At 72.1% G+C, this 24,008-nt stretch carries 22 protein-coding genes, 2 tRNA genes and 2 pseudogenes; 11 read left to right on the top strand and 15 right to left on the bottom strand.

Annotation, left to right across the window (positions count from 1 at the left end; genetic code table 11):
• Positions 1-16: 16 nt before the first annotated feature.
• On the bottom strand, positions 17-829 hold the full coding sequence (locus MM440_RS01220; protein WP_241441380.1) for a 2-keto-4-pentenoate hydratase: 813 nt from the start codon (positions 827-829) through the stop codon (positions 17-19).
• A 1-nt stretch (position 830) separates the two neighbouring features.
• Complete coding sequence (locus MM440_RS01225; protein ID WP_241441381.1) at positions 831-1,640, bottom strand: 2-keto-4-pentenoate hydratase; 810 nt, start codon at positions 1,638-1,640, stop codon at positions 831-833.
• On the opposite strand from MM440_RS01225, the pseudogene MM440_RS17540 reads away from it, so the two are divergent.
• Both MM440_RS17540 and MM440_RS01240 read left to right on the top strand, forming a co-directional pair.
• Positions 1,639-2,525, top strand: a pseudogene (locus MM440_RS17540) (IclR family transcriptional regulator). The gene MM440_RS01225 and the pseudogene MM440_RS17540 sit on opposite strands and share 2 nt — an antisense overlap.
• Before the next feature lie 65 nt (positions 2,526-2,590).
• A tRNA-Ser gene (locus MM440_RS01240) sits at positions 2,591-2,675 on the top strand.
• Between the two features lie 110 nt (positions 2,676-2,785).
• On the opposite strand, the gene MM440_RS01245 is transcribed toward MM440_RS01240, so the two are convergent.
• Both MM440_RS01245 and MM440_RS01250 read right to left on the bottom strand, forming a co-directional pair.
• Positions 2,786-3,097 carry a hypothetical protein gene (locus tag MM440_RS01245; protein ID WP_241441384.1) on the bottom strand — a complete coding sequence of 104 codons (312 nt, stop codon included), beginning with the start codon at positions 3,095-3,097 and terminating at the stop codon, positions 2,786-2,788.
• A gap of 22 nt (positions 3,098-3,119) precedes the next feature.
• Positions 3,120-4,723: pseudogene (locus MM440_RS01250) on the bottom strand (helicase HerA-like domain-containing protein).
• A 116-nt stretch (positions 4,724-4,839) separates the two neighbouring features.
• On the opposite strand from MM440_RS01250, the gene MM440_RS01255 reads away from it, so the two are divergent.
• Both MM440_RS01255 and MM440_RS01260 read left to right on the top strand, forming a co-directional pair.
• Positions 4,840-6,192, top strand: coding sequence for an alpha-amylase family glycosyl hydrolase (locus MM440_RS01255; protein ID WP_241441385.1), 1,353 nt, complete (start codon positions 4,840-4,842; stop codon positions 6,190-6,192).
• 3 nt (positions 6,193-6,195) lie between these two features.
• Positions 6,196-7,575, top strand: coding sequence for an FAD-dependent oxidoreductase (locus tag MM440_RS01260; protein ID WP_241441386.1), 1,380 nt, complete (start codon positions 6,196-6,198; stop codon positions 7,573-7,575).
• A 91-nt stretch (positions 7,576-7,666) separates the two neighbouring features.
• Here MM440_RS01260 and MM440_RS01265 read toward each other — a convergent pair whose 3' ends face one another.
• Positions 7,667-8,116 (bottom strand): hypothetical protein, encoded by a 450-nt coding sequence (locus MM440_RS01265; protein ID WP_241441387.1) that lies wholly within the window; start codon positions 8,114-8,116, stop codon positions 7,667-7,669.
• A 58-nt stretch (positions 8,117-8,174) separates the two neighbouring features.
• Positions 8,175-9,344, bottom strand: coding sequence for a S8 family peptidase (locus MM440_RS01270; RefSeq protein WP_241441388.1), 1,170 nt, complete (start codon positions 9,342-9,344; stop codon positions 8,175-8,177).
• A gap of 423 nt (positions 9,345-9,767) precedes the next feature.
• Here MM440_RS01270 and MM440_RS01275 point away from each other — a divergent pair, with 423 nt between their 5' ends.
• The 3 genes from MM440_RS01275 to MM440_RS01285 all read left to right on the top strand — a co-directional run bounded on the left by MM440_RS01275 (position 9,768) and on the right by MM440_RS01285 (position 12,950).
• Positions 9,768-10,988: a hypothetical protein gene (locus MM440_RS01275; RefSeq protein ID WP_241441389.1), complete on the top strand. Its 1,221-nt coding sequence runs from the start codon at positions 9,768-9,770 to the stop codon at positions 10,986-10,988.
• A 148-nt stretch (positions 10,989-11,136) separates the two neighbouring features.
• Positions 11,137-12,156: a glycosyltransferase gene (locus tag MM440_RS01280; RefSeq protein WP_241441390.1), complete on the top strand. Its 1,020-nt coding sequence runs from the start codon at positions 11,137-11,139 to the stop codon at positions 12,154-12,156.
• On the top strand, positions 12,153-12,950 hold the full coding sequence (locus MM440_RS01285) for a glycosyltransferase family 2 protein (RefSeq protein ID WP_241441391.1): 798 nt from the start codon (positions 12,153-12,155) through the stop codon (positions 12,948-12,950). The genes MM440_RS01280 and MM440_RS01285 overlap by 4 nt, the downstream gene beginning before the upstream one ends.
• Here the strand turns inward: MM440_RS01285 and MM440_RS01290 are convergent.
• From MM440_RS01290 to MM440_RS01315, 6 genes are all read right to left on the bottom strand, one after another.
• Positions 12,842-14,020 (bottom strand): glycosyltransferase, encoded by a 1,179-nt coding sequence (locus MM440_RS01290; RefSeq protein WP_241441392.1) that lies wholly within the window; start codon positions 14,018-14,020, stop codon positions 12,842-12,844. The genes MM440_RS01285 and MM440_RS01290 overlap by 109 nt on opposite strands.
• Positions 14,017-15,090, bottom strand: a complete 1,074-nt coding sequence (locus MM440_RS01295) for a hypothetical protein (RefSeq protein WP_241441393.1) — start codon at positions 15,088-15,090, stop codon at positions 14,017-14,019. The genes MM440_RS01290 and MM440_RS01295 overlap by 4 nt, the downstream gene beginning before the upstream one ends.
• Positions 15,087-15,770, bottom strand: coding sequence for a class I SAM-dependent methyltransferase (locus MM440_RS01300; protein ID WP_241441394.1), 684 nt, complete (start codon positions 15,768-15,770; stop codon positions 15,087-15,089). Before MM440_RS01300 ends, MM440_RS01295 begins: the two co-directional genes overlap by 4 nt.
• A gap of 176 nt (positions 15,771-15,946) precedes the next feature.
• Positions 15,947-17,215, bottom strand: coding sequence for a glycosyltransferase (locus MM440_RS01305; protein WP_241441395.1), 1,269 nt, complete (start codon positions 17,213-17,215; stop codon positions 15,947-15,949).
• Entirely contained in the window at positions 17,200-18,246 is a 1,047-nt protein-coding gene (locus MM440_RS01310) for a glycosyltransferase family protein (RefSeq protein WP_241441396.1), read from the bottom strand. Before MM440_RS01310 ends, MM440_RS01305 begins: the two co-directional genes overlap by 16 nt.
• The gene (locus tag MM440_RS01315) at positions 18,243-19,160 is read right to left on the bottom strand and encodes a WcbI family polysaccharide biosynthesis putative acetyltransferase (RefSeq protein WP_241441397.1); all 918 of its coding nucleotides are present in this window, start codon (positions 19,158-19,160) and stop codon (positions 18,243-18,245) included. Before MM440_RS01315 ends, MM440_RS01310 begins: the two co-directional genes overlap by 4 nt.
• Positions 19,161-19,184: 24 nt before the next feature.
• Here MM440_RS01315 and MM440_RS01320 point away from each other — a divergent pair, with 24 nt between their 5' ends.
• Positions 19,185-20,267, top strand: coding sequence for a glycosyltransferase (locus MM440_RS01320; RefSeq protein WP_241441398.1), 1,083 nt, complete (start codon positions 19,185-19,187; stop codon positions 20,265-20,267).
• Between the two features lie 63 nt (positions 20,268-20,330).
• Positions 20,331-21,527 (top strand): zinc-dependent alcohol dehydrogenase, encoded by a 1,197-nt coding sequence (locus MM440_RS01325; protein WP_241441399.1) that lies wholly within the window; start codon positions 20,331-20,333, stop codon positions 21,525-21,527.
• Here MM440_RS01325 and MM440_RS01330 read toward each other — a convergent pair.
• The 3 genes from MM440_RS01330 to tadA all read right to left on the bottom strand — a co-directional run bounded on the left by MM440_RS01330 (position 21,524) and on the right by tadA (position 22,903).
• Positions 21,524-21,940, bottom strand: a complete 417-nt coding sequence (locus MM440_RS01330; RefSeq protein ID WP_241441400.1) for an HIT family protein — start codon at positions 21,938-21,940, stop codon at positions 21,524-21,526. The genes MM440_RS01325 and MM440_RS01330 overlap by 4 nt on opposite strands.
• Before the next feature lie 380 nt (positions 21,941-22,320).
• Positions 22,321-22,410: transfer RNA gene (locus tag MM440_RS01335), tRNA-Ser, on the bottom strand.
• A gap of 10 nt (positions 22,411-22,420) precedes the next feature.
• Positions 22,421-22,903, bottom strand: coding sequence for a tRNA adenosine(34) deaminase TadA (gene tadA / locus MM440_RS01340; protein ID WP_284284779.1), 483 nt, complete (start codon positions 22,901-22,903; stop codon positions 22,421-22,423).
• Between the two features lie 148 nt (positions 22,904-23,051).
• Here tadA and upp point away from each other — a divergent pair, with 148 nt between their 5' ends.
• Positions 23,052-23,690 (top strand): uracil phosphoribosyltransferase, encoded by a 639-nt coding sequence (upp, locus tag MM440_RS01345; RefSeq protein ID WP_241441402.1) that lies wholly within the window; start codon positions 23,052-23,054, stop codon positions 23,688-23,690.
• Positions 23,691-23,828: 138 nt separating this feature from the next.
• Positions 23,829-23,996, top strand: coding sequence for a hypothetical protein (locus tag MM440_RS01350; RefSeq protein ID WP_241441403.1), 168 nt, complete (start codon positions 23,829-23,831; stop codon positions 23,994-23,996).
• Positions 23,997-24,008: the final 12 nt, after the last annotated feature.

Genomic DNA, 24,008 nt, shown 5'->3' on the forward strand with positions numbered 1-24,008 from the left:
AAAGAGGGACCGGGCGCTAGGAGGTCGCCTCCCCGCCACCGCTGAGGTAGATCGACCCCAGCGTCGCGAAGTGCGTCCACACGGTGGACCCCGGCCGGGCGACGACGGCGTCGGTGATACCTCCGGTGAGGACGATCCAGCCGGCCTCGATCGCCCGGCCCCGCGAGGCGAGCTCGTTGGCCGCGAGCGCCAGCGCCTCAGCCGGGTGACCCTGCACCGCCGCCGCGGTCGCCGAGTCGACGACGGCACCGTCCACCTCGACGAGCACACCCTCGGTCGAGAGGTCGATGTTGCAGGGAGACAAGGCGATCGGCCCGGTGACGAACGCGCCGGACGACGCGTTGTCGGCGATGACGTCGCCCGCGGTGAACGCGAAGTCGCGGTAGCGCGAGTCGATGATCTCGGCACCCCCGAGCACCTGGTCGACGGACGCCATGGCCTGGGCCACCGTCACCCCCGGACCCTGCAACCGACGTCCCATGACGAAGACGATCTCGGGCTCGATGCGGGGATGGATGAGCCGGCCCTGCGGCACCGGGTCCCCGGCGGGCAACACCATCGCGTCGGTGAGCCATGCGACGAACGGCGTGTCCACGCCCATGCGACGCTGCTTGGCGCGGGAGGTGAGCCCGAGCTTCATACCGACGAGCGTCTCGCCGCGGGCCAGTCGCTGCTCCAGGGTGCGGTCCTGGATGCGGTAGCCCGTGGCGACGTCGAGCTCTCGCCAGTCATCCGTGAACGGCGAGCGGTCGCGCACTTCATCCTCGCAGGCGAGCAGCTCGGCGGCGACGGACTCGACGTCCCAGGCCTGCGGACGGTCTACGGACATCTCAGCGGACCTCCGAGGTCGAGGGCGCTGGCGCGAATTGCGCTGTCACCGAACCGAGCCCGGAGAACGTGGCGGTGACGGTGTCTCCTGGGTCGACTGCCTGAGCGGCGGTGATCGACCCGGGGAGCACGACGGCACCCGCCTCCAGCGTCACGCCGCGCGGGCCGAGCGTGTTGGCGAGCCACACGAGCGCGTTGATGGGCGAGCCGAGGACGGCCCCGCCGGCGCCGGTGGCGACGAGCTGGCCGTTGCGGTGCAGGTTCACTCCGACGAGACGCAGGTCGACGTCCCCCAGCCGGGTGGGGGTGGAGCCGAGGACCAAGCCGCCCGAGCTGGCGTTGTCGGCGACGGTGTCGAGGATGGTGATCCTCCAGTCACGGATCCGGCTGTCGATGATCTCCAGCGCCAGCAGCACGTAGTCCACGGCGCCGATGGCGTCGACGACGGTCACCCCGGGGCCGGCGAGCGGTGACCGCAGGACGAACGCGATCTCGGGCTCGACCTTGGGCGCGAGGTAGTGGCCCGCCTCGATCGGCGCGTGCTCCAGGAAGAACATGTCGTCGAAGAGCACGCCGTGGTCGGGCTGGTCCACGCCAAGCTGGCGCTGCGTGGCCGCGCTGGTCAGACAGACCTTGTGCCCCTTGAGGACTCGCCCCTCCTCCAGGCGTCGACGCGTCTGCAGCTCTTGGATCGCATACGCGTCGTCCAGCGACATCCCCTCGTGGGTGTCGGTGAGCGGCGCGATCGGGATCTTGGTCTCGTACGCCTCGAGCAGGGCCTGCGCGGCGCTCTCGCGCGCGAAGGAGTCCATGGTGCTCCCTTCGGTTGGGCCGGTCCAGGTCGGAGGCGACCTGCGCGGTGGACGGGACGGCGCGCCCTGGCACACGTCCCGAGCTGCCGTCTCGACCTGGACTCTTCCCCAGCGCTGCCAGCACAATCAACCCGTGCATCCCACTCAGCGGGACACTCCGCCCTCCGTGCTGCGTCGAGCGAGCGACATCCTGTCGGCCCTCGACGCCGGCCACCCGGTCCGGTCCCTCGCCGACCTGTCCCGGACCACCGGCCTGCCCCGCTCGACCACGCACGGGATGTGTGCCGAGCTGGTCGAGCTGGGTCTGCTCGAGCGCGTGGACGGCGGCTACCGGCTCGGGCTGCGGCTCTTCGAGCTCGGCGAGCTGGTCCCGCGACAGCGCGGCCTGCGGGAGACGGCGCTGCCCTACATGGAGGACCTGCGGGCGGCGACAGGCGCGACGGTGCACCTCGGCGTGCTGGAAGGGGTCGAGGTGGTCTACCTGCAGATCCTGCGGACGCCTGGCGGTCCCAGGCTCCCGTCGCGCATCGGCGGCCGACTCCCGCCCACGCCACCGGCCTGGGCAAGGCGATGCTCGCCTACTCCCCCGCCGAGGTGGTGGCCGCCCGGGTCGCCGCCGGTCTGCCGGCCCTGACACCACGCACCATCGTGACGCCCGGGCTGCTCGCCCGAGAGCTGAGCTCCATCCGCGAGCGCGGCGTGGCGCTCGACCGGGAGGAGTCGACCGTGGGTCTGCTCTGCGCGGCCGCCCCGGTCCTGGACGGTGGCGGCCACGTGGTCGGGGCGATCTCCGTGTCGGGCATCAGCGCGCGGCTGCTCGACCGGTCGGGTCTGGCGGTGCGCACGGCCGCCCTCGCCCTCGGCCGGCGCTTCGCCCCCTCGTGACGGGCCCACCCGTCGGGGCCGCACCGATTGGGAGCGGGGGCCGGGGATCCGCTACCCTCGTCGACGGAGGATTCGCATAGTGGCCTAGTGCGCACGATTGGAAATCGTGTTGGGATAAAACCCTCGGGGGTTCAAATCCCCCATCCTCCGCCGTGTGATGTCTCAGGACATCTGCAAGGCCCGAACCCCTATGAGGGGGTTCGGGCCTTGTTGTTTACCGGGCTTGGGGTTGGCAGATGCGGGTGGTGTAGAGGGTCAGCTCAGCGGACGACCCGTGAGCGCCCTGCGCGGTGGCCCGACAGACTCGTCAACCCCTCGCGGGCGTCGCGCACGCCCTCCGGCAGAGCCGACAGACCGATCAGCGGCGCCGGTGCGCAGGCCGATCCGACCACGTCGTAGCCCGTGGCGAGGGCCTGCGGAAGGTTGTCCGCCTGCAGGGTCACGGTGATCGCCGTGCTGTCCGACGGCGTTGCCCCGAGGCTGGGCGAGACGTCCTGCAGACTCGACATGAGGTCGTCGATGAGAGCGTCGGTGAGCGAGAGGCGGGCCTCCGCCTCGACCACGTAGTACATGGGTCCTCCTAGGTTGCTCCGATCAGCGGCGCCGGGCGGTGCCGAAGATCGACCGGGTGATCTCCCGGCCTATCTGGGTGCCGGCGGAACGCATCATGGAGCGGAACGCGGCCGACCCCATGACCTGGGAGACGATCCCGGGTTCCTCCTTGGGTGCCTTGACCTCGATGGGGGCCTCGGCCTCCACACCGGCGCCCGCGGCGAGACCGCCGTCGGTTCCCCCGGCGGGCGGCTGCGCGCCTCCCTGGGCGGATGCCTGCGCCGCAGCCGCCTGCTGGGCGGTGAGCTTCTCGTAGGCCGACTCACGGTCTACGGCGGCGGCGTACTTGGCGGCGATCGGCTGGGTCGCGATGATCTGGTCGAGCTGTGCGTCCGGGGTGGGGGCCATCAGCGACTGCGGGGCGCGCATGCGGGTCCACGCGACGGGGGTCGGGACGCCACGGTCGGACAGCACGGTCACCACGGCCTCGCCGGTGCCGAGGGAGGTGAGCAGCGCCTGCAGGTCGTAGTCGGTCTTGGGGTAGGTCGACACGGCCGCCTTGAGCGCCTTGGCGTCGTCCGGGGTGAACGCGCGCAGCGCGTGCTGGACCCGGTTGCCGAGCTGGGCGAGCACGCCGGCGGGCACGTCCTTCGGGGACTGGGTCACGAAGAACACGCCGACGCCCTTGGAGCGGATCAGCCGGACGGTCTGCTCGATCGAGTCGAGGAAGTCCTTGCTGGCGTCGTCGAAGAGCAGGTGCGCCTCGTCGAAGAAGAAGACCAGCTTGGGCTTGTCGACGTCGCCGACCTCGGGCAGGTCGTGGAAGAGGTCGGCGAGCAGCCACATGAGGAAGGTCGAGAACAGCTTGGGGCGGTCCTGCACGGCGGGCAGCTCGAGCACCGAGACGATGCCGCGACCGTCGGAGCCCACGGTGAGCAGGTCGTTGGTGTCGAACTCCGGCTCGCCGAAGAACACCGAGGCGCCCTCGTTCTCGAAGGTCACCAGCTCGCGCAGGATGACCCCGGCCGTCTGGCTGGACAGGCCGCCGATCGACTTCAGCTCGGCCTTGCCCTCGTCGGAGGTGAGGTAGGTGATGACGGCGCGCAGGTCCTTCAGGTCGATCAGGTCCAAGCCCTTGGAGTCCGCGTAGTGGAAGACCAGTCCGAGGCTGGACTCCTGGGTGTCGTTGAGCCCGAGCACCTTGGACAGCAGCGTGGGGCCGAAGCTGGTGATCTCGCCCGGACCGGGGAGCCCTTGCCGAGGCCGCCGAGCGACAGGACCTGGGTCGGGCACGAGGTGGGCGTCCACTGCTGGCCGACGTCGGTGGCCCGTGCCGTTGTGCGGTCGCTCGGCTGCCCGGGCGAGGCGATGCCGGACAGGTCGCCCTTGATGTCGGCGAGGAAGGTCGGCACGCCGGCTGCCGACAGCTGCTCGGCCATCAGCTGCAACGTCTTGGTCTTGCCCGTGCCGGTGGCACCGGCGACGAGCCCGTGGCGGTTGAGCACCGCGAGCGGGATGCCCACCTGCACGTCGGGATGCGCGGTGCCGTCGATGACTGCGGCCCCGAGGTCCAGGGTGGGCCCGGAGACGGTGTAGCCGGCCTTGATCTGCTCGAGCTGCTTCGCTGCGTCGGTCACGTCCCCGATCGTAGGACGATCCGCGGCTCGCGCGGGTGATCTACCGCGTGATCCAGCGGCTGATCTGCACCCCGGCGCTCGCGCCCGGTGGCACGTCCCGCCGTCGAGATGCCAGGCTGGGGCCCGTGAAGCCAGACGCCTACGCCCCCGCCCCAGAGACTCGCATCGAGCACCCCGAGTGGTCGGTCAACGCGACTATCTACCAGATCAACACGCGTCAGTTCACCCCCGAGGGGACGTTCCGCGCCGCGACCGAGCACCTGCCTAGGCTCAAGGACCTCGGCGTCACGATCCTGTGGCTCATGCCGATCCACCCCATCGGCGTCGAGAACCGCAAGGGCGGGCTGGGCTCCCCCTACGCCGTGCGCGACTACTACGGGGTCAACGAGGAGTTCGGCACGCTCGAGGACCTCAAGGCCTTCGTCGACGCCGCTCACGAGCAGGGCTTCAAGGTCATCCTCGACTGGGTGGCCAACCACACCGCGTGGGACAACGTGCTCGTGACCGAGCACCCCGAGTGGTACGCCAGGGACTACAAGGGTGACTTCAGCCCGACCCCGTGGTGGGACTGGGACGACATCATCGACCTCGACTACAGCAGCCGCGACCTGCGCGAGTACATGACCCGGGCCATGCGCTACTGGGTCGAGGACGTAGACGTCGACGGGTTCCGTTGCGATGTCGCGGGATTCGTGCCCACCGACTTCTGGGACCAGGTCCGCGCCGAGCTGGACACGGTCAAGCCGGTCTTCATGCTGGCCGAGTGGGAGGCGCGCGACCTGCACGAGGCGGCCTTCGACATGACCTACGCCTGGAGCTGGAACGACACCCTCCACAAGATCGCGCACGGCAAGGCGGGTGTCGATGCGCTCCGGGTCTACTACGCCTGGGACGCCAAGGCCTACCAGCGCGACTCGATCCGCATGCTGTTCGTCTCCAACCACGACAAGAACGCTTGGGAGGGCACGGAGTACGAGCAGTTCGGCCCCGCGCTGGACGCCGCGATCGTGCTGTCGGTGGTCAGCAAGGGCATGCCGCTGGTCCACAACGGCCAGGAGGCCGGTCTGGACAAGCGACTCAAGTTCTTCGACAAGGACCCGATCGAGTGGCAGGCCCACCCGATGGGGGACTTCTACCGCCGGCTCATCGACCTGCGCACCCGGACCACCGCGCTCTGGAGCGGCAAGCACGGCGCACCGATGGTCAACGTGCCGAGCACCGACAACGACTCGCTGCTCGTCTTCGTCCGTCAGGACGAGGCCACCAAGGTCTTCGCGGCGTTCAACCTCACGCCAGAGACCGTGTCGGGGACGTTGCAGGAGAGCCTGTTTCCTGGTCGCTACACCGACTTCACCACCGGGGAGACGGTGACCCTGGACGACGGGCACGAGCTGACCATGGAGCCCTGGTCCTACCTGCTCCTGCTGGCGGAAGGCGACGGTGTCGAGGTCGACCCCGAGCTCCACCCGATGGCCTGAGCCATGACCGACCTCAGCAGCCCCGCTGTCGATCGTGTCCCGGCCGTCGCCGTCGTGGGGGCCGGCCCCTCAGGGTTGTTCGCAGCGCAGGCGCTGGTGGCCCAGTCCGAGCAGCCGGTCACCGTGGACGTCTACGACCGGCTGCCCACCCCCTACGGCCTGCTGCGCTACGGCGTGGCACCGGACCACACCTCCATCAAGTCGGTGGCCACCGCGCTCGCCCGCACGTTCGAGTCGCCGCAGGTGTCCTTCCGCGGCATGGTCGAGCTCGGTCGGGACGTCACCCACGCCGAGCTGCTCACGGCGTACGACGCGGTGATCTACGCCGTCGGTGCGAGCGAGGACCTGCAGCTGGGCGTCCCCGGTGAGCTGCTGCCCGGGTCGCGATCGGCTCGCGAGTTCGTCGCCTGGTACGGCGGGCACCCGGACGCCCGCCAGCAGTCGCTCGAGGGTGTGGACAGCGTCGCCACCGTCGGCGTCGGCAACGTGGCCGTCGACGTGGCCCGCGTCCTCGCCAAGGACCCCACGCTGCTGGACTCGACCGACATGCCCCAGCCGGTGCTCGACGAGCTGCATCGCCACGAGGTCAAGGACGTCTGGGTCGTCGGCCGCCGCGGGCCGCACCACGCCAGCTTCACCACCGTCGAGCTGCGCGAGCTGCTCAACACCCCCGGGCTCGAGGTCAGTGTCAGCGAGGGCGCCTTCGACGGCATCGACGAGCACGAGCTCGACCGGCGCACCAAGGCGAATGTCGCTCTCCTGCAAGAGGTTGCGGCGCGGCCGCCGATCGACGACCCTCGGGCGCACCTGCACTTCCTCTTCTGGCGTCGTCCCGTGCGCCTCGAGGGGGACGGTGCCGTCGAGCGAATCGTGCTGGAGCACACCGCTCTTGACGAGGATGGCGCCGTGATCGGCACGGGCGCAACGGATTCGCTCGACGTCCAGCTGGTCCTGCGCGCGATCGGCTACCGCTCGGTGCCGCTGCCCGGCGTGCCGTTCGACGAGCGTCGCGGCATCGTCCCGAGCGCCGAGGGCCGGGTCACGGCGCTGGACGGGAGCGCCCGTCCCGGCGAGTACGTCGTCGGCTGGATCAAGCGCGGTCCGATCGGCGTCATCGGCACCAACAAGTCCGACGCGTCGCAGACCGTGCGGCACCTGCTCGAGGACCTGGCCTCCGGCGTGCTGCCGCCGCCGTCGGCGTCGCGCGAGCAGCTCACCGCGCTGCTCGCCGAGCGCGGCATCGTCGCCACGACCTTCGAGGACTGGCAGGCGATCGACGCTGCCGAGATCGAGCGCGGCGGGCGGGCCGGCCGCTCCCGGACCAAGGTCGAGGCGTGGAGTCAGCTGCTCGAGCTGGTCGGTCGCGCGCCGGACGGCGGGTGAGCCGGGGCCGCAGGGCGCCGCAGGGCGCCGCAGGGATCCTCGGGTGAGCCGCAGGAGCCTCGGGTGAGCCGCAGGGGTCCGCAGCGAGCCGTCAGGCCGCCTTGCGGGTGACCCGCGTGACGCACAGGGCACCCTCGATCCGCTTGGTGTAGAAGCGTTCTGCCTTGATCGGGGTGCTCTTCTTCGGCTGCACGGTCGCGGTCAACGCCTTCGTCCCGTAGACCGTGCTGGTCTTGCCGTCGACGATGCTCACCGTGATGGCGTAGGTCTGAGCGGTCGTCTGGTGGTTGGTGAGCGTCGCGGTGTAGGACCAGGCGCCCTTGGCGTCGGCCGTGCACCGATCTGCCGTGAGGTCCTTGCGGCCGCCGACGCTCCCGTCCGGCGCACTGGTCACGGCAGCCGCCGCCCGCGAGGCCGCCACCTGGGACGCCTCGACGTCGGGCTCCCCCGAGCATCCGGCGAGCACGCTCGACGCGAGCGCGAGGCAGGACGCGGCGGTGACCGTGCGGGTGGTGCGGGGGGCGAGGCGCGGGGTCGACATCGGGTGCTCCTGAGGGCGGCAGACGGTCACGACGACGGGCAGCGTTGGCTACCGTGCGTCACCGCACATTGTGCCGCAGACCCACCGCAACCGACGGCAGACCGGCCGCGCCGGAGAGGCGACCGTCCGCGGCCGGCCGCAGCCGGCTCAGCGCACCGTGGTGCGCTGAGATCGGCGAGACCGACGCCCGGACGCCTGCCGCAGCGAGCGTGCGCAGCTGGAAGTCGACGCTCGCGAGCAGCAACAGGCGCCAGGTCACGACCCCGGTGGAGGTCGCCGTGAACGGGCGGCAGACCCACGGCGTGGTGCCGACCTTGCGGGTGCAGATCTGCACCTTCGCGCCGCCGACCGCAGCGCCGGTGGTAGCGTTGACGACCCGCCCCTGGACGGTGATCGTGCTGGCCTTGCGGGCGGTGCTCGGGACGGAGGTCCACCGCGAGGTGCTCGGACAGCTGGTCACGCTGCACACCGCGCGGGTCGGCGAGACGATGCCCGCGCCGAACTGGTCGTCCCGGCCTACCGTGCCACGGTCTACCGCGGTGCGGGTGAGGGCCGCCGTGACCTGGTCGACGGTGAGGCTGGGGCGGGCGCCGAGCAGGACCGCGGCCTCGCCGGAGACGAACGGCGCGGCCATGCTGGTGCCCGACATCATCGCGTAGCCGCTGTCGAGATAGGTCGAGACGATGTCGACGCCGGGCGCGGCCACGTCGACGTAGCTCCCGGTGTTGGAGAACGACGCGCTGCGGTCCGAGCTGTCGGACGCCGCCACCGCGAGCACGCTCGGGTAGGCCGCGGGGTAGGTGGTCGCGTTGCCGGTCTGCCGCTCGTTGCCGGCGGCCGCGACGACGAGGGCGCCCTTGGACCGCGCGTAAGAGACTGCGGTCGAGGTGCTGGCGCTGTAGCCGCCGCCCAGGGACACGTTGATGACACGGGCCCCGTGGTCGACGGCCCAGACGATGCCCTGGGCGACCGTCGAGGACCAGCCGGCGCCGGTGGAGTCCAGGACCCGCACCGACATGAGCCGCGCGTCCGGCGCGATGCCGGAGACGCCTCGGGCGTTGTTGGTGGCCGCCGCGATGATCCCGGCGACGTGGGTGCCGTGGCCGTAGCCGTCGTAGCGCGCTCCGGTGGCCGGGTTGATCAGGTCGACCCCCGGGACCAGGTGCCCCGCGAGGTCGGGGTGGTTGGCCTGGATGCCGGAGTCGACGACCGGAAGCAGCCAGGGCACCGAGCGGGGTGGACGCTCCGGCCACGGGGACGTGCGCGCCACCGAGGACTCTGGCGGCAGCGACGGCAGCGACGGCAGCGGGCAGGACGTGGCGCCTCGTCGACTTCAGCATGGCAATGTCACTCTCGGTAGAGATAAGGGAACGTTTTGTAGTCAGTCTGACCTTTGGACGTTCCCCAGAAGCCGGACCGCGAAGAGCGCCCCGCACCTTCACCCGATCAGCAGGGCCAACGGGTGAATCGACACGGAGTGCGACAACAATGCGTCTGTCGTCTCATCGTCGTGGAGCACCAGGTCGTGGAGCATCGAGGTGGAGTCGTGCCGAGGTGTGCGCAAGGCGTGCGGGACGTGCGCGAGCCGTGCGACCGGTCTACCCGCTGGCTCCATTGGGCATCGGTCGGCCGGACCGGGGACAATGGACCCATGGCAGGCAACGCGTATCCGCACATGGTGTTCGCCGTCGAGTCGGCCGGGCTGACCAAGGACTGGTTGACCGGGCACCTCGACCAGCTCTTCGACGGGACGCAGACCCAGTCGGAGCAGACGGCGCTGAAGCTGACCTACACGGTGGCGGGCTACCCCTACACCTTCTGGTTCGAGGACGCCGAGGGGCTGGGAGAGCGCTACGCCAACTACCTGCCCGAGATGGTGCGCCGCCGTCGCCTCGCCGGGGCCACCACCATGATCGACATGTCCGGCGCAGCGGACCCGGACGGCTCCCACCGCACCGAGGCGCTGCGTATCGCCCAGTCCCTCACCGCGATCGAGGGCGTATGGGCGTTCTCCGAGGAGGCGAAGCGCTTCGTCGGCATCGACTACGGCGACGGCCTGCACAGTGAGCTCGCCCGTCCGGTCGACCTGACCGAGGAGGACCTGGCCCAGCCCGCTGCGCCCGCCGTGACGCAGGACGAGACGTCCGCGGCGCCTGTCGCCGAGCCTCAGCCCGTAGAACGGGTGGACGAGCCGGTCGCGGCCTCCACCGAGGCGGACCCGGGCGACCTGGGCACAGCGCCCGAGCCGGTCGGTCGGATCGACCAGCCCGCGGAGGACTTCGGCGTCGCGCCGCAGCCGGACGAGCTCCACACCGACGACGACTTCGGTGTCGCCCCCGAGCCGGTGCCGGCTCAGGACGAGCGGCCCACCGACGACTTCGGTGTCGCCCCCGAGCCCGCTGCCCACGCCGACCAGCCCACCGACGACTTCGGCGTCGCGCCTGAGCCGGTGGCCGAGACTGAGCAGCCGGCCGAAGACTTCGCCGCCGACGCGGTGGTCGATGTCGAGGAGGAGGTCTACCGGCCGACGCCCCACGACGACGGAGCCGAGGTGCACAGCGCCGACGAGCTTGTCCCGGCGGCGCCGAGCCTGCAGCCGGCGACGGCCGAGCCGCAGGACCAGCCCCCGACGATCGACGAGGACGTGACAGACGAGGACGTGACCGAGGAGCATGTCGGCGAGCCGGTCCCGGCACCGGTGCCCACCCCAGCGCCCGCACCCACACCCACCCCGGCTCCCGCACCCACGCCCGCCCCGCCGGCTCCCGAGGAGGAGCGCCACGAGGAGCAGCGCGGGCAGGGCGAGGAGCAGCGCGGGCAGGACGAGGAGCGCGGCGGCTTCTTCAAGCGGCTGTTCGGCCGCAACCGCTGACCTGAATGTCCGGCACCCGCCGAACCACGGGCCCGGCGAGACGGCACCCACCCGTCTCGCCGGGCCCTTGTGCGGGTAGGTAAGCCGTCGACCCGGTCCCTCCTGTCGCGATCGGTGGCGACTGGGCTGCGGCCCGAAGGGCGGCTTCATGATCGGCTACTACGCGCATCACCATGGCAGCGGGCACTCTCGCCGGGCCGAGAGCCTGGCGACCGAGCTGCACGACGACGTCGTCATCCTGTCCTCCCTGCCCGGCCCCGACACCGGCACCCAGCGCCTGCTGCTCCCCCGCGACGACGACGTGGCGCCCGGCCGAGACCCCCGGGCGACCGGCAGCCTGCACTGGGCGCCGCTGGACAGTGCGGGCTACTCCGAACGGATGGCGATGATCGCGGCGTGGGTCCGCGAGGCCAGGCCGCGCGTCGTGGTGGTCGACGTGTCGGTCGAGGTCACCGCGCTGGTGCGACTGCTCGGCGTCCCGGTGTGCAGCGTGGTGATGCCGGGCGATCGCACCGACGCGCCGCACCAGCTGGGGATGAGCCTGTCCACCAGGCTGCTCGCCTTCTGGCCGGAGGAGCTCTGTGTCCCGGCCTGGCTCGAACCCCACAGTGACAGAACCGATTTCGTCGGCGTGGTCAGCTCCTACGAGCGCCGCGCCAGCGCCCAACCGTCGACCGGTCAGCCGCCAGACTCAGTGAGAGCGCCTGCCGAAAGCCAGGGTTCAGCGACACCAAGACGAAAGGTGTTGCTGGTCATGGGAGCCGGCGGCACCGAGGTGACGCAGGACGACATCGACAACGCCCGGCGCAGCACACCCGGCTGGGAGTGGAAGACCGTCGGCGGCGACGGCGTCTGGGTCGAGGACCTGTGGCCCGAGCTGCTGGCCGCGGACGTCGTGGTCACGCACGCCGGGCAGAACGCGATCGCCGACGTGGCCGCCGCGCACCGGCCGGCCGTCGTGCTGCCGCAGTCGAGACCGCACGACGAGCAGCACGCCACGGCAGACGTGCTCGAGCGCCGAGGCATCGCCACGGTCCGCCGCAGCTGGCCCACCGACTGGGGTGCCGTCCTCGAGGAGGCCGCGGCTCGCGAGGATCGGTGGGACCTGTTGCGCGCCGACGGGGCCACCGCGCGAGCGGCCCGAGCGATCGAGGCGGTGGGCCGGTGACCAGCACCACCGTGGTCACCGTCGTGGCGGGTCGGCACGACCACCTGAGCGCCCAGCGCCGACACCTCGAGCACGTCCGGCCCGGGACCCGGCACGTCATCGTGTCGATGGGCGACCCGCAGATCGACGCCACGATCTACCTCGACGTGCCCGAGGGTGCGGCCCTCCCCCTCGCCGCGGCACGCAACGCCGGGGTCGCCGCGGCGATCGACGGCGGCGCGGACCTGGTCGTGCTGCTCGACGTCGACTGTCTGCCGGGGGCGCGGCTGCTCGAGCGCTACGAGCAGGCGGCGCGCACCCATCCGGACAGCCTGCTGTGCGGACCGGTCACCTACCTGCCGCCGGACGCGGGCCGGCCGGACCCCGCGGACCTCGAGGCCTGGCGCTCACCGCATCCGGCGCGGCCGGCCCCGCCGGACGGGACCGTCGAGACCGGCGGCGACCCGCGGCTGTTCTGGTCGTTGTCGTTCGCCGTCACCCCACGGACCTGGCGGCGCCTCGGAGGCTTCTGCGAGGACTACACGGGCTATGGGGGCGAGGACACGGACCTCGGCTTCACGGCGCGCGAGCGCGGGATCGACCTCGTCTGGGTCGGCGGCGCGGACGCCTACCACCAGCACCACCCCGTCTCGGACCCGCCGCGCGAGCACGTCGCGGACATCGTCCGCAACGCGACGGTGTTTCATCAGCGCTGGGGCGTGTGGCCGATGGAGGGCTGGCTGGCCGCCTTCGAGCGCGAGGGGCTGGTCGTCCACACCGACGGCCGCTGGCGCCTGCCGGCCACCTCGGCGTAGAGCTCCTCGTGCTGGTCGAGCATCCGGTCCAGCGACAGCCGTCGTAGCGCGTCGGCGCGCACCCCCGACCGATCCATCCGAGCGGCCGCCGGGATGGCCCGCGCGAGCGCAGCCGCCACCTCGGCCTCGGCTCCGGAGTGGTCCGCGGCGTCGGAGCACGGGACGCGCACGCCGGAGAGTCCGACGACCTCGCCCACACCGCCGCGATCGAGCGTCACGACGGGAGTGCCGCACATCAGCGCCTCGGCGGCCACCAGCCCGAACGGCTCCTCCCAGCGCGGCGTCACCAGGCACACCGAGCTCGCGCCGACGACCTTGGCCGCGGACTGCTGGTCGAGCGGCCCGAGGTGCCGCACGTCGGGGCCGAGGCGCGGCGCGATCACCCGCGCGAACCAGCCCGGTGCGCTGATCGGGCCGATCAGGTCCAGGGGCAGACCCGCTCGCCGGGCGGCGGCGATCGCCAGCTCCGGCCCCTTCTCGGGGGTCATCCGACCGACCCAGACCAGCCGGTCCCCACCCGGCCCCGCCCGGAACAGCGCCGGGTCGACGCCGTTGCGGATCACCCGCGGCGGCGAGGGCAGCGTCGCCCAGGCCTGCGCCGTCGCTGCCGACACCGCGGTGTAGACCGTGCGCGGGTCCGCGAGCGCAGCCGCGGCGAGCACCGGGTGCAGGGCGGGCGTGTGCAGGCCGACGACCATGCCCGGCCCCAGGCCTCGGCTCAGGGCCAGGACCGTGGGCTGCAGGGTGTGGTTGACGACGACGTCGATCCCGCGACCGCGGTCCGCGATGTCGGAGACGACGCCGAGATAGGCCAGCGTCTCGGACCGGTCGACCAGGTCGGGCGCGCCGGGCACGCGCAGCGGCAGCCGCTCACCGAGGTGGGCCGGCGAGCGCTCGAACGTCACCAGCTCGTCGGCCAGGGCGTGGCTCGTGCCCTCGGCCGCGTAGAGCACGACGTGATGCCCCCGCGACCGCAGCCCCTGGCTCAGGTGGCCGGTGAAGCTCTCGAGTCCCCCGGCGTACGGCTCCACGATCGGGTGGTGGCCGTGCGCGACCAGGGCGATCCTCATGGTCGGCCGCCAGGTTTGGTGGCTGGTCTGGTGGTTCTCGTGCCTGAGTCGCGCTCGCCAGCGAGACCGCCACCCAGCCAGGGCTCGTCGGAGTCACGATTCTGTTGTGCGACATACAGGCCCAGGTCGTCGACGGCCCGTGTCAGCTGCTCGTCGTAGGCCAGTCCGGCCGGCCCGGCGAGGGCGCGCACCTCGTCCAGCACCGCGCGCACGGACCGCGCCACGCCGGCGCGCACCTCGGTCGAGAGCGCCTGCCCGGTGGGGTCGGTCGACGGGTCGGCCGACGAGTCCGTCAGCTCCCGCTCCAACAGCTCCCGCTGTGCCAGCTCCCGCCCCGCCGCGTCGAGAAGTGCGGCAGCACAGGCCAGCTCGACTCGGATACGCCCCCAACGGGCCAGCCGCACCGGCCCGTCGTGCGGCCCCGCGCAGGAGGCGAGCGCGAGATCTACGACCCGAGCCGCGCCGCCGGCCCAGACCGCCGCCACTCCGACGCCACCGGGGAAGAAACCGGGCCGGTCGAGATAGAACCCGGTGTCTGCCACCGCTGCCGATCGCGGTGCCGTCGCGTCCACGGCGACGGTGAGGCTGAGCGAGTCGACCATCGCCCGCGTCCGCCAGGAGTCCGGGTCGCCGGCCCAGTCGCCGACGTCGAGATCCAGCAGCTGGTGGCGCTGCTCGTCGAGCCAGACGGGCACGAGGGCGCGGTCGATCAGGCCCACGCCCGAGGCGAACCGCAGGGTGCCCGTGAGGTGCCAGCTCTGGTCTACGGGCTCGGCACGCACACCCGTCGCGTGCGAGCGGGACGCCCACACGCCGTAGACCGCATCGCCCACCGGCGTGCGCCCGGCCTGGGCCAGGATGCGCAGCGCGTCGGCGTGCCCCTCGACGAGGCGGCCGAGCGGGACGTCGGTGCGCCCGAGCGCGCGGAGCTCGTCGAGCAGGTCTGGCCAGTCGAGCTCGGCCCAGGGACGGTGGGCGAGCTCGCGCAGCAGGGCCGGACGGTCCGGAGCCGGCCCGACGGTCGCCAGCGGCACGGGCCAGGCGACGACCGACGTGAGGCGGCCCGTCACGCGGTGACCGGCCGCGGCACGGCCAGCTCCCCGCGCACGAGGTGCGCTGTGACGAAGTCGGTGTCCTGGTGCTGGCAGGAGGGACGCCAGCCCATGGCGATCAGGGAGGCTACGGCCTCCATCGTGGCGTCCGCCCCCGAGACGTGCGCGTCGTGCGGATGGTGCCGCCAGTGCACCACGACGACCTCGGCGTCCGGCGCCGCTACCTCGCTGGCCGCAGCCAGCGTCGCCTGGCGGTCGGCGTCCGGCAGGTAGTAGAGGACCTCGGCCAGCACGACCAGGTCGAACATGCCGTCCGGTTGCGCCGGCAGCCGCAGCACCGCCGTGCGGCTCTCGGCGCCGTGATGGTCCGGCTGACCCGACGTCTCGAGCAGCAGCTGCTTGGTGAGGCGGACAGCGGTCGGGGCCGCGTCGGTGGCGAGCAGCCGCGTCGAGCGGCGCGCCAGCTGCCGGGCCAGGTGACCCGTGCCGCTCGCAGCGTCCCACACCGAGGTGTAGCGCTCCCGCGCCAGCGAGGCCAGCACGATCCGCTGCTTGCGTTGCTCGTAGGCGCTCGTGCCCACCCGGAACGGGTCGGGGTCGGCGCGGTAGACCGACTCGAAGTCGGCGTCGGCGACCTGGCCGCCCGTCACGCGGGACCCCCGCACGGGGGTGCCCTCGACGTCGGTGTCCGCGCTCATGGCCGGCCGCCAGGGGTGGTCGGTGGCGTGCTCACGTGCGTTCTCCTTCCGCCGCGTCCCGTCCCCATGCCCTGGACCGCCACCTCGTAGACCCTGGTGGCTACCGGTCGAGCCGGTTCGAGCCTGCTCGGCTCGGTTCAACTCTCTCGACGCGGCTCGATCCCACTCGGTGCGGATCAGGCCCAGCCGCCCCAGATCCCTTCGAGCGCGCTGTCGGGTCCAAGGGGCCGCACCCCGAGGGCAGCCGCGGTCGTCGCCTCCGGGCGCTCGGTGGCGCGAGCCTGGCCGCGGGTCGTCGTGAGCGTGAGCAGCCCGGGCACCGTGACGGCGCCCAGGTCGTCGGCCTGCGGCCACGCCGCCAGGACTGCGGGCTGCACCAGCCGCAGCACCTGGTGGCAGCGGGCCCGGACCTGGTCCGGCACCGCACCGAGGTGGACGCGCGGGTCGGTGCGCACTGGCTCGGGGAGCTCGTCGCGGGGGTTGCTCTGGTCGCTCGGCTCCAGCCCCTGCAGGTAGACCGCGGCGTCGCGCCCGGCCAGCACCGAGGCCACCGTCGCCAGCAGGAGCGGTGCCGGCACCCCGGCCGCCTCGACCAGCGCCACCAGCCGCGGGAACGGCCAGGCCGGGCCGAGCGGTCGGGCCAGCGGGTCGGCGATCCGCAGCGCGAGGGCGAGGGACTCGGCGTTCTTGCGCGCGACCGCGTCCGGCTCCCCGCGCCCCTCGACGTCCGGTCCGGCGTGCCAGGCCACGGCCTCCGGGACGTGGCGCAGGTCGGCGCCGGCGAGCCAGGCCCGGTTGGCGAGGTCCCAGTCCTCTCCGCCGTAGCCCGACATGGTCGCGTCGAACCCGCCGATGCGGTCCAGCAGCGACCTGGGGGCCGCGAGGACCGCACTGATGACGAACCGGTAGGACCGTTCGTCGGCGTCGCGCAGGTTGCGCGTCTGCGTGTATCCGTCTGCCAGCCAACGCGGTTCGTCCAGGACTCGGGGCGCGGGGCCGCGACCTGCGAGCCAGTCGCGGATCTCGTCGCGGGTGTGGGCCTCGAGGTCCGCGTGCCGGCGCCGACCGACCGCGAGGGTGCCGACCGGGCCGTCGTCGACCACGGCCGCCAGACGCGCGACGAGCTCTCGCTCAGGCACCGTGTCGGCGTCGAGGAACACCACGGTTCCCCCGGTCGTCGCGCTCAGCCCGAGGTTGCGCACGGACGCGGCCCGGAAGCCCTCGTCGGCCTGGCTGACGACCCGCACCGCGTAGGGACGATGCCCAGGATCGGGCGGCTGCGCCGATCCATCGTCGGCCACGACGACCTCGAGCTCGACCGGTCGGCCGTCGAGATCGACCTGGTCCTCCAGCGCGTCGAGGACCAGCGCGAGCAGGTCGTGCTGCTCGTAGTGCGCAACGACGACCGAGACGGCCACGGCCGAGACGGTCACGGCCGCGCCCATCGGGCCAGCACCTCGGCGTAGGCCGCCGCCACCTCGGCAAGGCTCGGACCGAGCTGCACGGCTGGGTCCAGCCAGGTCGACTCAGGGTCCTCCAGTGCCCGACGAGCCGCGAGCGCGAGGTCGTCGTAGAGCAGCAGGCTTCCGGGACAACGGGACTCGAGCTCCTCGGTGTAGCGCCCTCGGGGCACCAGCGGACGGCGACCGGCGGCGAGCCAGCTGTTGATCGAGCCGGACGCCGACAGGTGCCGGTGCGCCGCGACCGGCACGGCAGCAGCGCGCAACCGGCCCACCAGCTCGTCGTCCGGCAGGTAGCCGGTGACCTCGAAGCGGCGGCCCAGTCCCGCGGCCCGCGTGGTCAGCTGCGCCACCAGGTCCTCGTGCCCGTCCGACGCGCGGCCCAGGTTGACCACCCCCACGTCCGGCGGCAGGGCCTCGAGCGCGTCGATGGCCTCCTCGTGCCCCTTCCCGGGGTAGACGAAGCCGAGCAGCACCAGGTCGCGGTCGGTCGGTGCGGGGCGAGGTGCCGGGTGGGGTGCCGGGCGGCGCCCGGTCGCGTCAGTCTGGGTGATCGGCAGCGGGATGACCACCACCTCCGGCTGGTCGTCCACGCGCCGCGCGAGCACCTCATCGAGCAGGGCGCGCTCATGGTCGCTGCTGACCACCACCCCTCGGGTCGCTCCCACGATGGCCGCGTAGGCGTCTGATCGGGCCGCGAATCCCGTTGGGCCGTCGGACTCCTGGGGCAGGTCGTGCAGGGTGACCGAGAGCGGGACGTGCCGAGCGAGGTCTACGAGACGGGCGGCGGTGGTGCCCGCGTCGTCGCCGAAGAGGCGGTCGGTCACCTGCACGTGCACCAGCGCGGGCTCCTCGCCGCCCGGTCCGGAGCGCACCATCGACCGCAGGTCGTCCCCGACGCCGTCCGCCACACGCAGCAGCGCCAGCTGGTCCAGCGGCGGGGTGGCCGCGAGCTCGAGCCCGAAGCGGGTCACCCCGTGCTCGGCCGGCCCGGCGACCAGCAGGGCGGGCGTCATGGGCGGATCCCGAGCAGGCGCGCCGTCTCGCGGTGCCGGTCGAGCCCGAACTCGACGACGTGCGGCCGCTCGCGCAGCCAGTCGAGCTGCACCTCACGCACCTGCTCGTCGGGCAGGACGGCGCCGCGGTAGACCCAGTGGGCCACGGGGTCTACGGCGAGACCGAGGGCCTCCAGCACCTCGGGCAGGAGCGGGGCGTGCACCTCGTCCAGCAGGGTGCCGGTGGGCTCGGGGATCTCGGCGTCGAGGCCCAACCGCTCGGCGACGCGGCGGGCGAGCCCGACCAGGACCGGGTTGCCCGGGTGGTTGATGACGTGCGCCGCGTCCGCCCCCGCCGGCACGAGCAGGTCGGACACCGGGACGGCGTCGCTGCGCTCCTCGCGCTCGGCGAGGATGGCTACCGAGCTGTCGCGGACCTCGCGGATCCCCTTGCGCGACAACGCTCCTTGGTGAACCTCGTGGCCGGCGGCCAGGGCCAGGGTGCGCAGGTCGTGGTAGGGCACCGGAGGCGGGTCGACCTCACCGGGGACGCGCAGCACCACCTGCCAGGGGTGCAGCCCGGCGTAGCGGATGGTCGGGAAGTGCACGGTCCGAGCGCCAGGCGCCACCCGAGCCGCGAGCTCCGCCGACCCCAGCGGCAGGTCGCGGTAGCCGTCGCGGACGGGCTGGGTCAGCAGGACGTCCGTGCGGTCGAGCAGCCGCTGCAGCAAGGGCAGCTCGTCGGCCTCGATCTCGAAGACAGGCGGCACGCGGACCGACCGGATCGCGCCCGAGGACTCCAGCAGCAGGCGCAACGACTCGGCCTGGCAGTTGCCCATGACCGTGACGAACGGGCGGTCGTCCTCGGGCAGCGGGTCCAGCCCGTAGAACGCCCCGTAGTGGCGGTGGCGCGGGCTGGGTTCGGGTGTGGGCACGCACCCACTGTACGGTCGGGCAGCATGCGGATAGCGAGCGTGCCGAGTGGTCACCCCTACGTCGAGGCGATCCTGCCCGACGAGGTGCGGCTGCCTGACCCGACGCCGCCGGGGCAGACGCCGGGCGACGGCGTCTGGTGGCCGCCGGTCGTGGTCGACGCGGACTGGATCACCCGTCACGCGAGCGAGATCGACCTGGTGCACCTGCACTTCGGCTTCGAGTCGTTCTCCACCGAGCACCTGTCGGCCTGGTTGGGCGCGCTCGACGCCGCCGGCCTGCCGCTCGTGCAGACGGTGCACGACCTGGAGAACCCGCACCTGCAGGACCAGGAACCCCACCGCCGCGCGCTTGACCTGCTGGTGCCACGCGCCGCGGCGGTGCTCACGCTCACCGACACCGCGGCCGACGTCGTCGCGCAGAGCTGGGGGGTGCAGGCGGAGGTCGTGCCGCACCCGCAGGTGGTGCCGACGGCGTGGTTCGCCCGGGCTGATGCTCTCCGGGCGCAGCGAGAGCCCGGCCGGCATCGACCGCGAATCGGGTTGCACCTCGGGGCGATTCGCGCCGGCACAGACCCGACACCATGGCTCGCGGCGCTCGCGGCCGCCGGCGCAGACCTGGACGGCGAGGTCGTCGTGCGCCTCAACGACGAGGTGCTGAGCGCCACCGACGACCATCGCCGTCGAGTGCTGGGGGTCGTGCAGGAGCTGGCCGCCGACGGGTCGATCGAGCTGCAGGTCGGTCCACGCCAGGGCGACGACGAGCTCCACACGTTCGTCGCGGGGCTCGACGTGGCGGTGCTCCCCTACCGTGCGGGCACGCACTCGGGGTGGTTGGAGATGTGCTGGGACCTCGGCACGAGCGTCCTGGTCCCCGGTGTGGGGGCGATCGCCGACCAGCATCGCGACGACACGTTCCGCCGATCGTTCAGCGGCGCCGCGGACGTGGACGCGGCCCTCGCGGCACTGCTCGAGGCCCGCTCGGTCGCCGGGTCCGAGTGTCCTTGGGGCGACGCGGTCGTGCGTGGCGAGGCACGGCGCGCGCAGCTCGCGCAGGTCCGCGCGACGCACGCCCGGGTCTACGAGCAGGTGCTGGGTAGGCACCCGTAGCCCCCTCGGTTGGACCACCTGGGTCGGGGTATGGCCACGGGCAACCCACCGAAGGAGCACATCATGAGAGCACTGACCTGGCAGGGCACGGAGAAGGTCTCGATCGAGGACGTGCCGGACCCACGGATCGAGGCGGCGAACGACGCGATCGTCCAGGTCACGTCGACGGCGATCTGCGGCTCGGACCTGCACCTCTACAAGGTGCTCGGGCCCTACCTGCAGCCCGGCGACGTCCTGGGGCACGAGTTCATGGGCGTGGTCACCGAGGTCGGCCCGGAGGCCGGCGACCTGCGCGTCGGCGATCGCGTGGTGGTGCCGTTCAACATCTCGTGCGGTCACTGCTTCATGTGCACGATCGGCAAGCAGTCGCAGTGCGAGACGACGCAGGTCAGGTCAAAGGGCATGGGTGCGTCGCTGTTCGGCTTCACCTCCCTCTACGGCGCGGTGCCCGGCGGTCAGGCCGAGCTGGTCCGGGTCCCGCAGGCGCAGTACGGCCCGGTGAAGGTCCCCGAGCACGGCGCCGACGAGCGCTACCTCTATCTGTCGGACATCCTGCCCACCGGCTGGCAGGCCGCGAAATACGCTGACATCCAACCGGACTCGACCGTCGCCGTCTTCGGCCTGGGGCCGGTCGGCCAGTTCGCGACGCGCTCCGCCCTGCGTCAAGGGGCAGGACGAGTCATTGCCGTAGACCGGGTCGACGAGCGACTGGCGCTGGCTCGCTCGTTCGGAATCGAGACCATCGATCTGCGCGAGGTCAAGGACCCCGCCGCCGCCATCAAGGACATGACCGGCGGCCGTGGCGCCGACTCCGTCATCGAGGCGGTCGGCATGGAGGCGCACGGCTCCCCCGTCGCCGAGACCGCCTTCGCGGTGGTCAACAAGCTGCCAAAACCGTTGGCCCGGGCCATGACCGAGAACATCGGCTTCGACCAGCTGGCCGCGCTGCACGCGTGCTTCGATGCCGTCCGGCGCGGCGGCACCGTGTCCGTCGTCGGGGTCTACGGCGGTGCGGCCGACCCGATGAACATGATGCTGATGTTCGACAAGAACCTCACCATCCGGATGGGCCAGGCCAACGTGCGGCAGTGGACCGACGAGCTGCTCGCCATCCTGGAGGAGGACGACGACGTGCTCGGCGCCGAGTCGCTCGCCACCCATCACCTCCCGCTCGAGGACGCCCCCAGCGCCTACGAGACCTTCCAGAAGAAGGAGGACGGATGCATCAAGGTGGTCCTCAAGCCGGGTGAGCGTAGCTAGAGCACTGCGCGGAGGCGCTCGGCGTAGTCCGCACGCTCGGCGTCGTCGACGTACTTCGTTCGCGGCCAGAAGAATCCGCGTAGCCCGTCGCCCTTGGTCCGCGGGACCACGTGCAGGTGCAGGTGCGGGACCGACTGGCTGACAACGTTGTTCATCGCGACGAACGACCCCTGCGCACCGAGCGCCTCCACCACCGCCCGGGCCATGCGCTGCCCTGCCTCCAGCAGTGGTGTCATCAGCTCGGTGGGCAGCTCGGTCAGGGTGGCCACGTGCGTCCTGGGCACGATCAGCGTGTGCCCCTTGAACACCGGTCGCACGTCGAGGAATCCGATCAGCTCGTCGGTCTCGAGCACCACCTCGGCCGAGAGCTCACCCCTCGCGATGGCACAGAACGGGCAGTCCGCGGCAGTCATCCCCGCAGCATAGGCGTGGCCGTTCGACTGGGTGCGGTCAGGGCTGTCGATGGTCGAGGCTGTCGGTGAGCGGGGCTGTCTACTGGTCGGGTGCGACTGCGTGCAGGCTGCCAGATGGTGGTCGGCGCGGACCGGGGCGGGGTCGGCGGGCCTCGGATCAGTGGTCTGCGGCGGCGTGGCGTGCCGTTCGGACTGATCCATCGGGGTTAGATCGTTCAAAATCGTCGTGTTGAGCCGTGAATCCGTCCGAACGGTACGCGGAGGGCGTTGCCCAACCAGGCCAGTCGGTCGGGCGGGGGGCCGCGCAGACAGCCGACAACGAAGAAGGTCCGAACCCACGGTGGTGGGCTCGGACCTTGCGGATGTCCTGAGACATCACGTGGCGGTGGCGGTGGGATTTGAACCCACGGAGGAGTTGCCCCCTCACACGCTTTCGAGGCGTGCTCCTTCGGCCGCTCGGACACGCCACCGCGCAGAACCTTACCGGACCCGGCGGGCGGCGAAGAAATCGAGGAGCAGGTCACGGGCCGCCTGCTCGCGCACGCCGGGGACCACCGTGAGCTCGTGGTTGGCGCGGTGGTCGCGCACCAGGTCCCACACGGAGCCGCAGGCGCCGGCCTTCGGGTCGAACGCGCCGAACACCACGGTGCCGACGCGGGCGGCGACCAGCGCGCCGGCGCACATGGCGCACGGCTCGAGGGTCACCACGAGGGTGCAGTCGTCGAGCCGCCAGCGCCCCAGCCGCTCCGCCGCCCGGCGTAGAGCGAGCACCTCGGCGTGGGCGGTCGGGTCATGGCTGGCCTCGCGCTCGTTCCACCCCTCCCCGACGATGTCTCCCGCCCCGTCGACGACGAGCGCCCCGACGGGCACGTCGTCGGAGGCCACGCACCGCCCCGCCAGCTCGATCGCTCGGGTCATCCAGTCCTCGGCTCGGAAGTCGACCGCGAAGCCATCGCTGGCCACCCCATCGCTCGCTACACCATCGGCCGCGACACCTTCAGACGAGACACCCTCCGACGCAACGCCAGCACCAACCGAAGCGGCACTGCCCATCGCAGAACGCCTGCCCACCTGGCCTGCACCGACGTCCGTCACGGGATAAGTTTCCCCCATGCAGGTCCACGTCGCCGATCACCCGCTCATCCAGCACAAGCTGACCTATCTGCGCGACAAGCGCACGGACAGCCCGACCTTCCGGCGGCTCGCCGAGGAGCTGGTGACCCTGCTCGCCTACGAAGCCACCCGCGAGGTGCGCACCGAGCCGTTCCCGATCGAGACGCCGGTGGCGGCCACGACGGGCATCAAGCTGGCCAACCCCAAGCCGGTGATCGTCCCCATCCTGCGCGCGGGTCTCGGCATGCTCGAGGGCATGGTGCGGCTGCTGCCGAGCGCCGAGGTCGGCTTCCTCGGGATGGTGCGCGACGAGGAGACGCTCGAGGTCAGCGCCTACGCCAACCGCCTCCCCGAGAGCCTGCACGGGCGCCAGGTCTTCGTCATCGACCCGATGCTCGCGACCGGGCACACGCTGATCATGGCGTTCGAGTTCCTGCGCGACCTCGGCGCCGACGACATCACGGCCGTCTGCCTGCTCGGCGCCCCCGAGGGCATCGCCACCGTCGAGGAGGCGGTCGCCGACATCGGGATCCCGGTGCGGCTGGTGCTCGGCTCGATCGACGAGAAGCTCAACGACAAGGGCTACATCGTCCCGGGTCTCGGCGACGCGGGCGATCGGCTCTACGGCGTGGTCTGACCGGCGCCGCGAGCCGGACCTACCGTTATGAAATCCTCACCAGGGCACTGCCGCAGCCTTACGGGACCACCCGTTCGGACCTGCGACACTGAGGGTCGCTCCCGTGACTGATGGTGCCCTGGTGAAGGAGGACGACTGGTGAGCAAGGTAAAGAAGGTCCTGTGGTGGATCTTCATCGCGTTCTTGATCTACGCGGTGTTCACCCAGCCGGACCGCGCCGCCGAGGTCGTGCGGACCATCTGGGACATCCTCGTGCAGGCCGTCGCCAGCCTCGGCCGGTTCTTCAACACGCTGCTCAGTCGCTGACCCGTAGGGCGC

It is taken from the genome of Arsenicicoccus piscis, from assembly GCF_022568835.1.
Taxonomy (GTDB): Bacteria; Actinomycetota; Actinomycetes; order Actinomycetales; family Dermatophilaceae; genus Arsenicicoccus; species Arsenicicoccus piscis.

Bases quoted from the DNA above. Each gene is read 5' to 3' on its own strand.
- MM440_RS01220 (WP_241441380.1), bottom strand. From the start codon at position 829: ATGTCCGTAGACCGTCCGCAGGCCTGGGACGTCGAGTCCGTCGCCGCC.
- MM440_RS01225 (WP_241441381.1), bottom strand. From the start codon at position 1,640: ATGGACTCCTTCGCGCGCGAGAGCGCCGCGCAGGCCCTGCTCGAGGCG.
- MM440_RS01245 (WP_241441384.1), bottom strand. From the start codon at position 3,097: ATGTACTACGTGGTCGAGGCGGAGGCCCGCCTCTCGCTCACCGACGCT.
- MM440_RS01260 (WP_241441386.1), top strand. From the start codon at position 6,196: ATGACCGACCTCAGCAGCCCCGCTGTCGATCGTGTCCCGGCCGTCGCC.
- MM440_RS01265 (WP_241441387.1), bottom strand. From the start codon at position 8,116: ATGTCGACCCCGCGCCTCGCCCCCCGCACCACCCGCACGGTCACCGCC.
- MM440_RS01275 (WP_241441389.1), top strand. From the start codon at position 9,768: ATGGCAGGCAACGCGTATCCGCACATGGTGTTCGCCGTCGAGTCGGCC.
- MM440_RS01280 (WP_241441390.1), top strand. From the start codon at position 11,137: ATGATCGGCTACTACGCGCATCACCATGGCAGCGGGCACTCTCGCCGG.
- MM440_RS01290 (WP_241441392.1), bottom strand. From the start codon at position 14,020: ATGAGGATCGCCCTGGTCGCGCACGGCCACCACCCGATCGTGGAGCCG.
- MM440_RS01300 (WP_241441394.1), bottom strand. From the start codon at position 15,770: ATGAGCGCGGACACCGACGTCGAGGGCACCCCCGTGCGGGGGTCCCGC.
- MM440_RS01305 (WP_241441395.1), bottom strand. From the start codon at position 17,215: ATGGGCGCGGCCGTGACCGTCTCGGCCGTGGCCGTCTCGGTCGTCGTT.
- MM440_RS01310 (WP_241441396.1), bottom strand. From the start codon at position 18,246: ATGACGCCCGCCCTGCTGGTCGCCGGGCCGGCCGAGCACGGGGTGACC.
- MM440_RS01320 (WP_241441398.1), top strand. From the start codon at position 19,185: ATGCGGATAGCGAGCGTGCCGAGTGGTCACCCCTACGTCGAGGCGATC.
- MM440_RS01325 (WP_241441399.1), top strand. From the start codon at position 20,331: ATGAGAGCACTGACCTGGCAGGGCACGGAGAAGGTCTCGATCGAGGAC.
- MM440_RS01330 (WP_241441400.1), bottom strand. From the start codon at position 21,940: ATGACTGCCGCGGACTGCCCGTTCTGTGCCATCGCGAGGGGTGAGCTC.
- upp (WP_241441402.1), top strand. From the start codon at position 23,052: ATGCAGGTCCACGTCGCCGATCACCCGCTCATCCAGCACAAGCTGACC.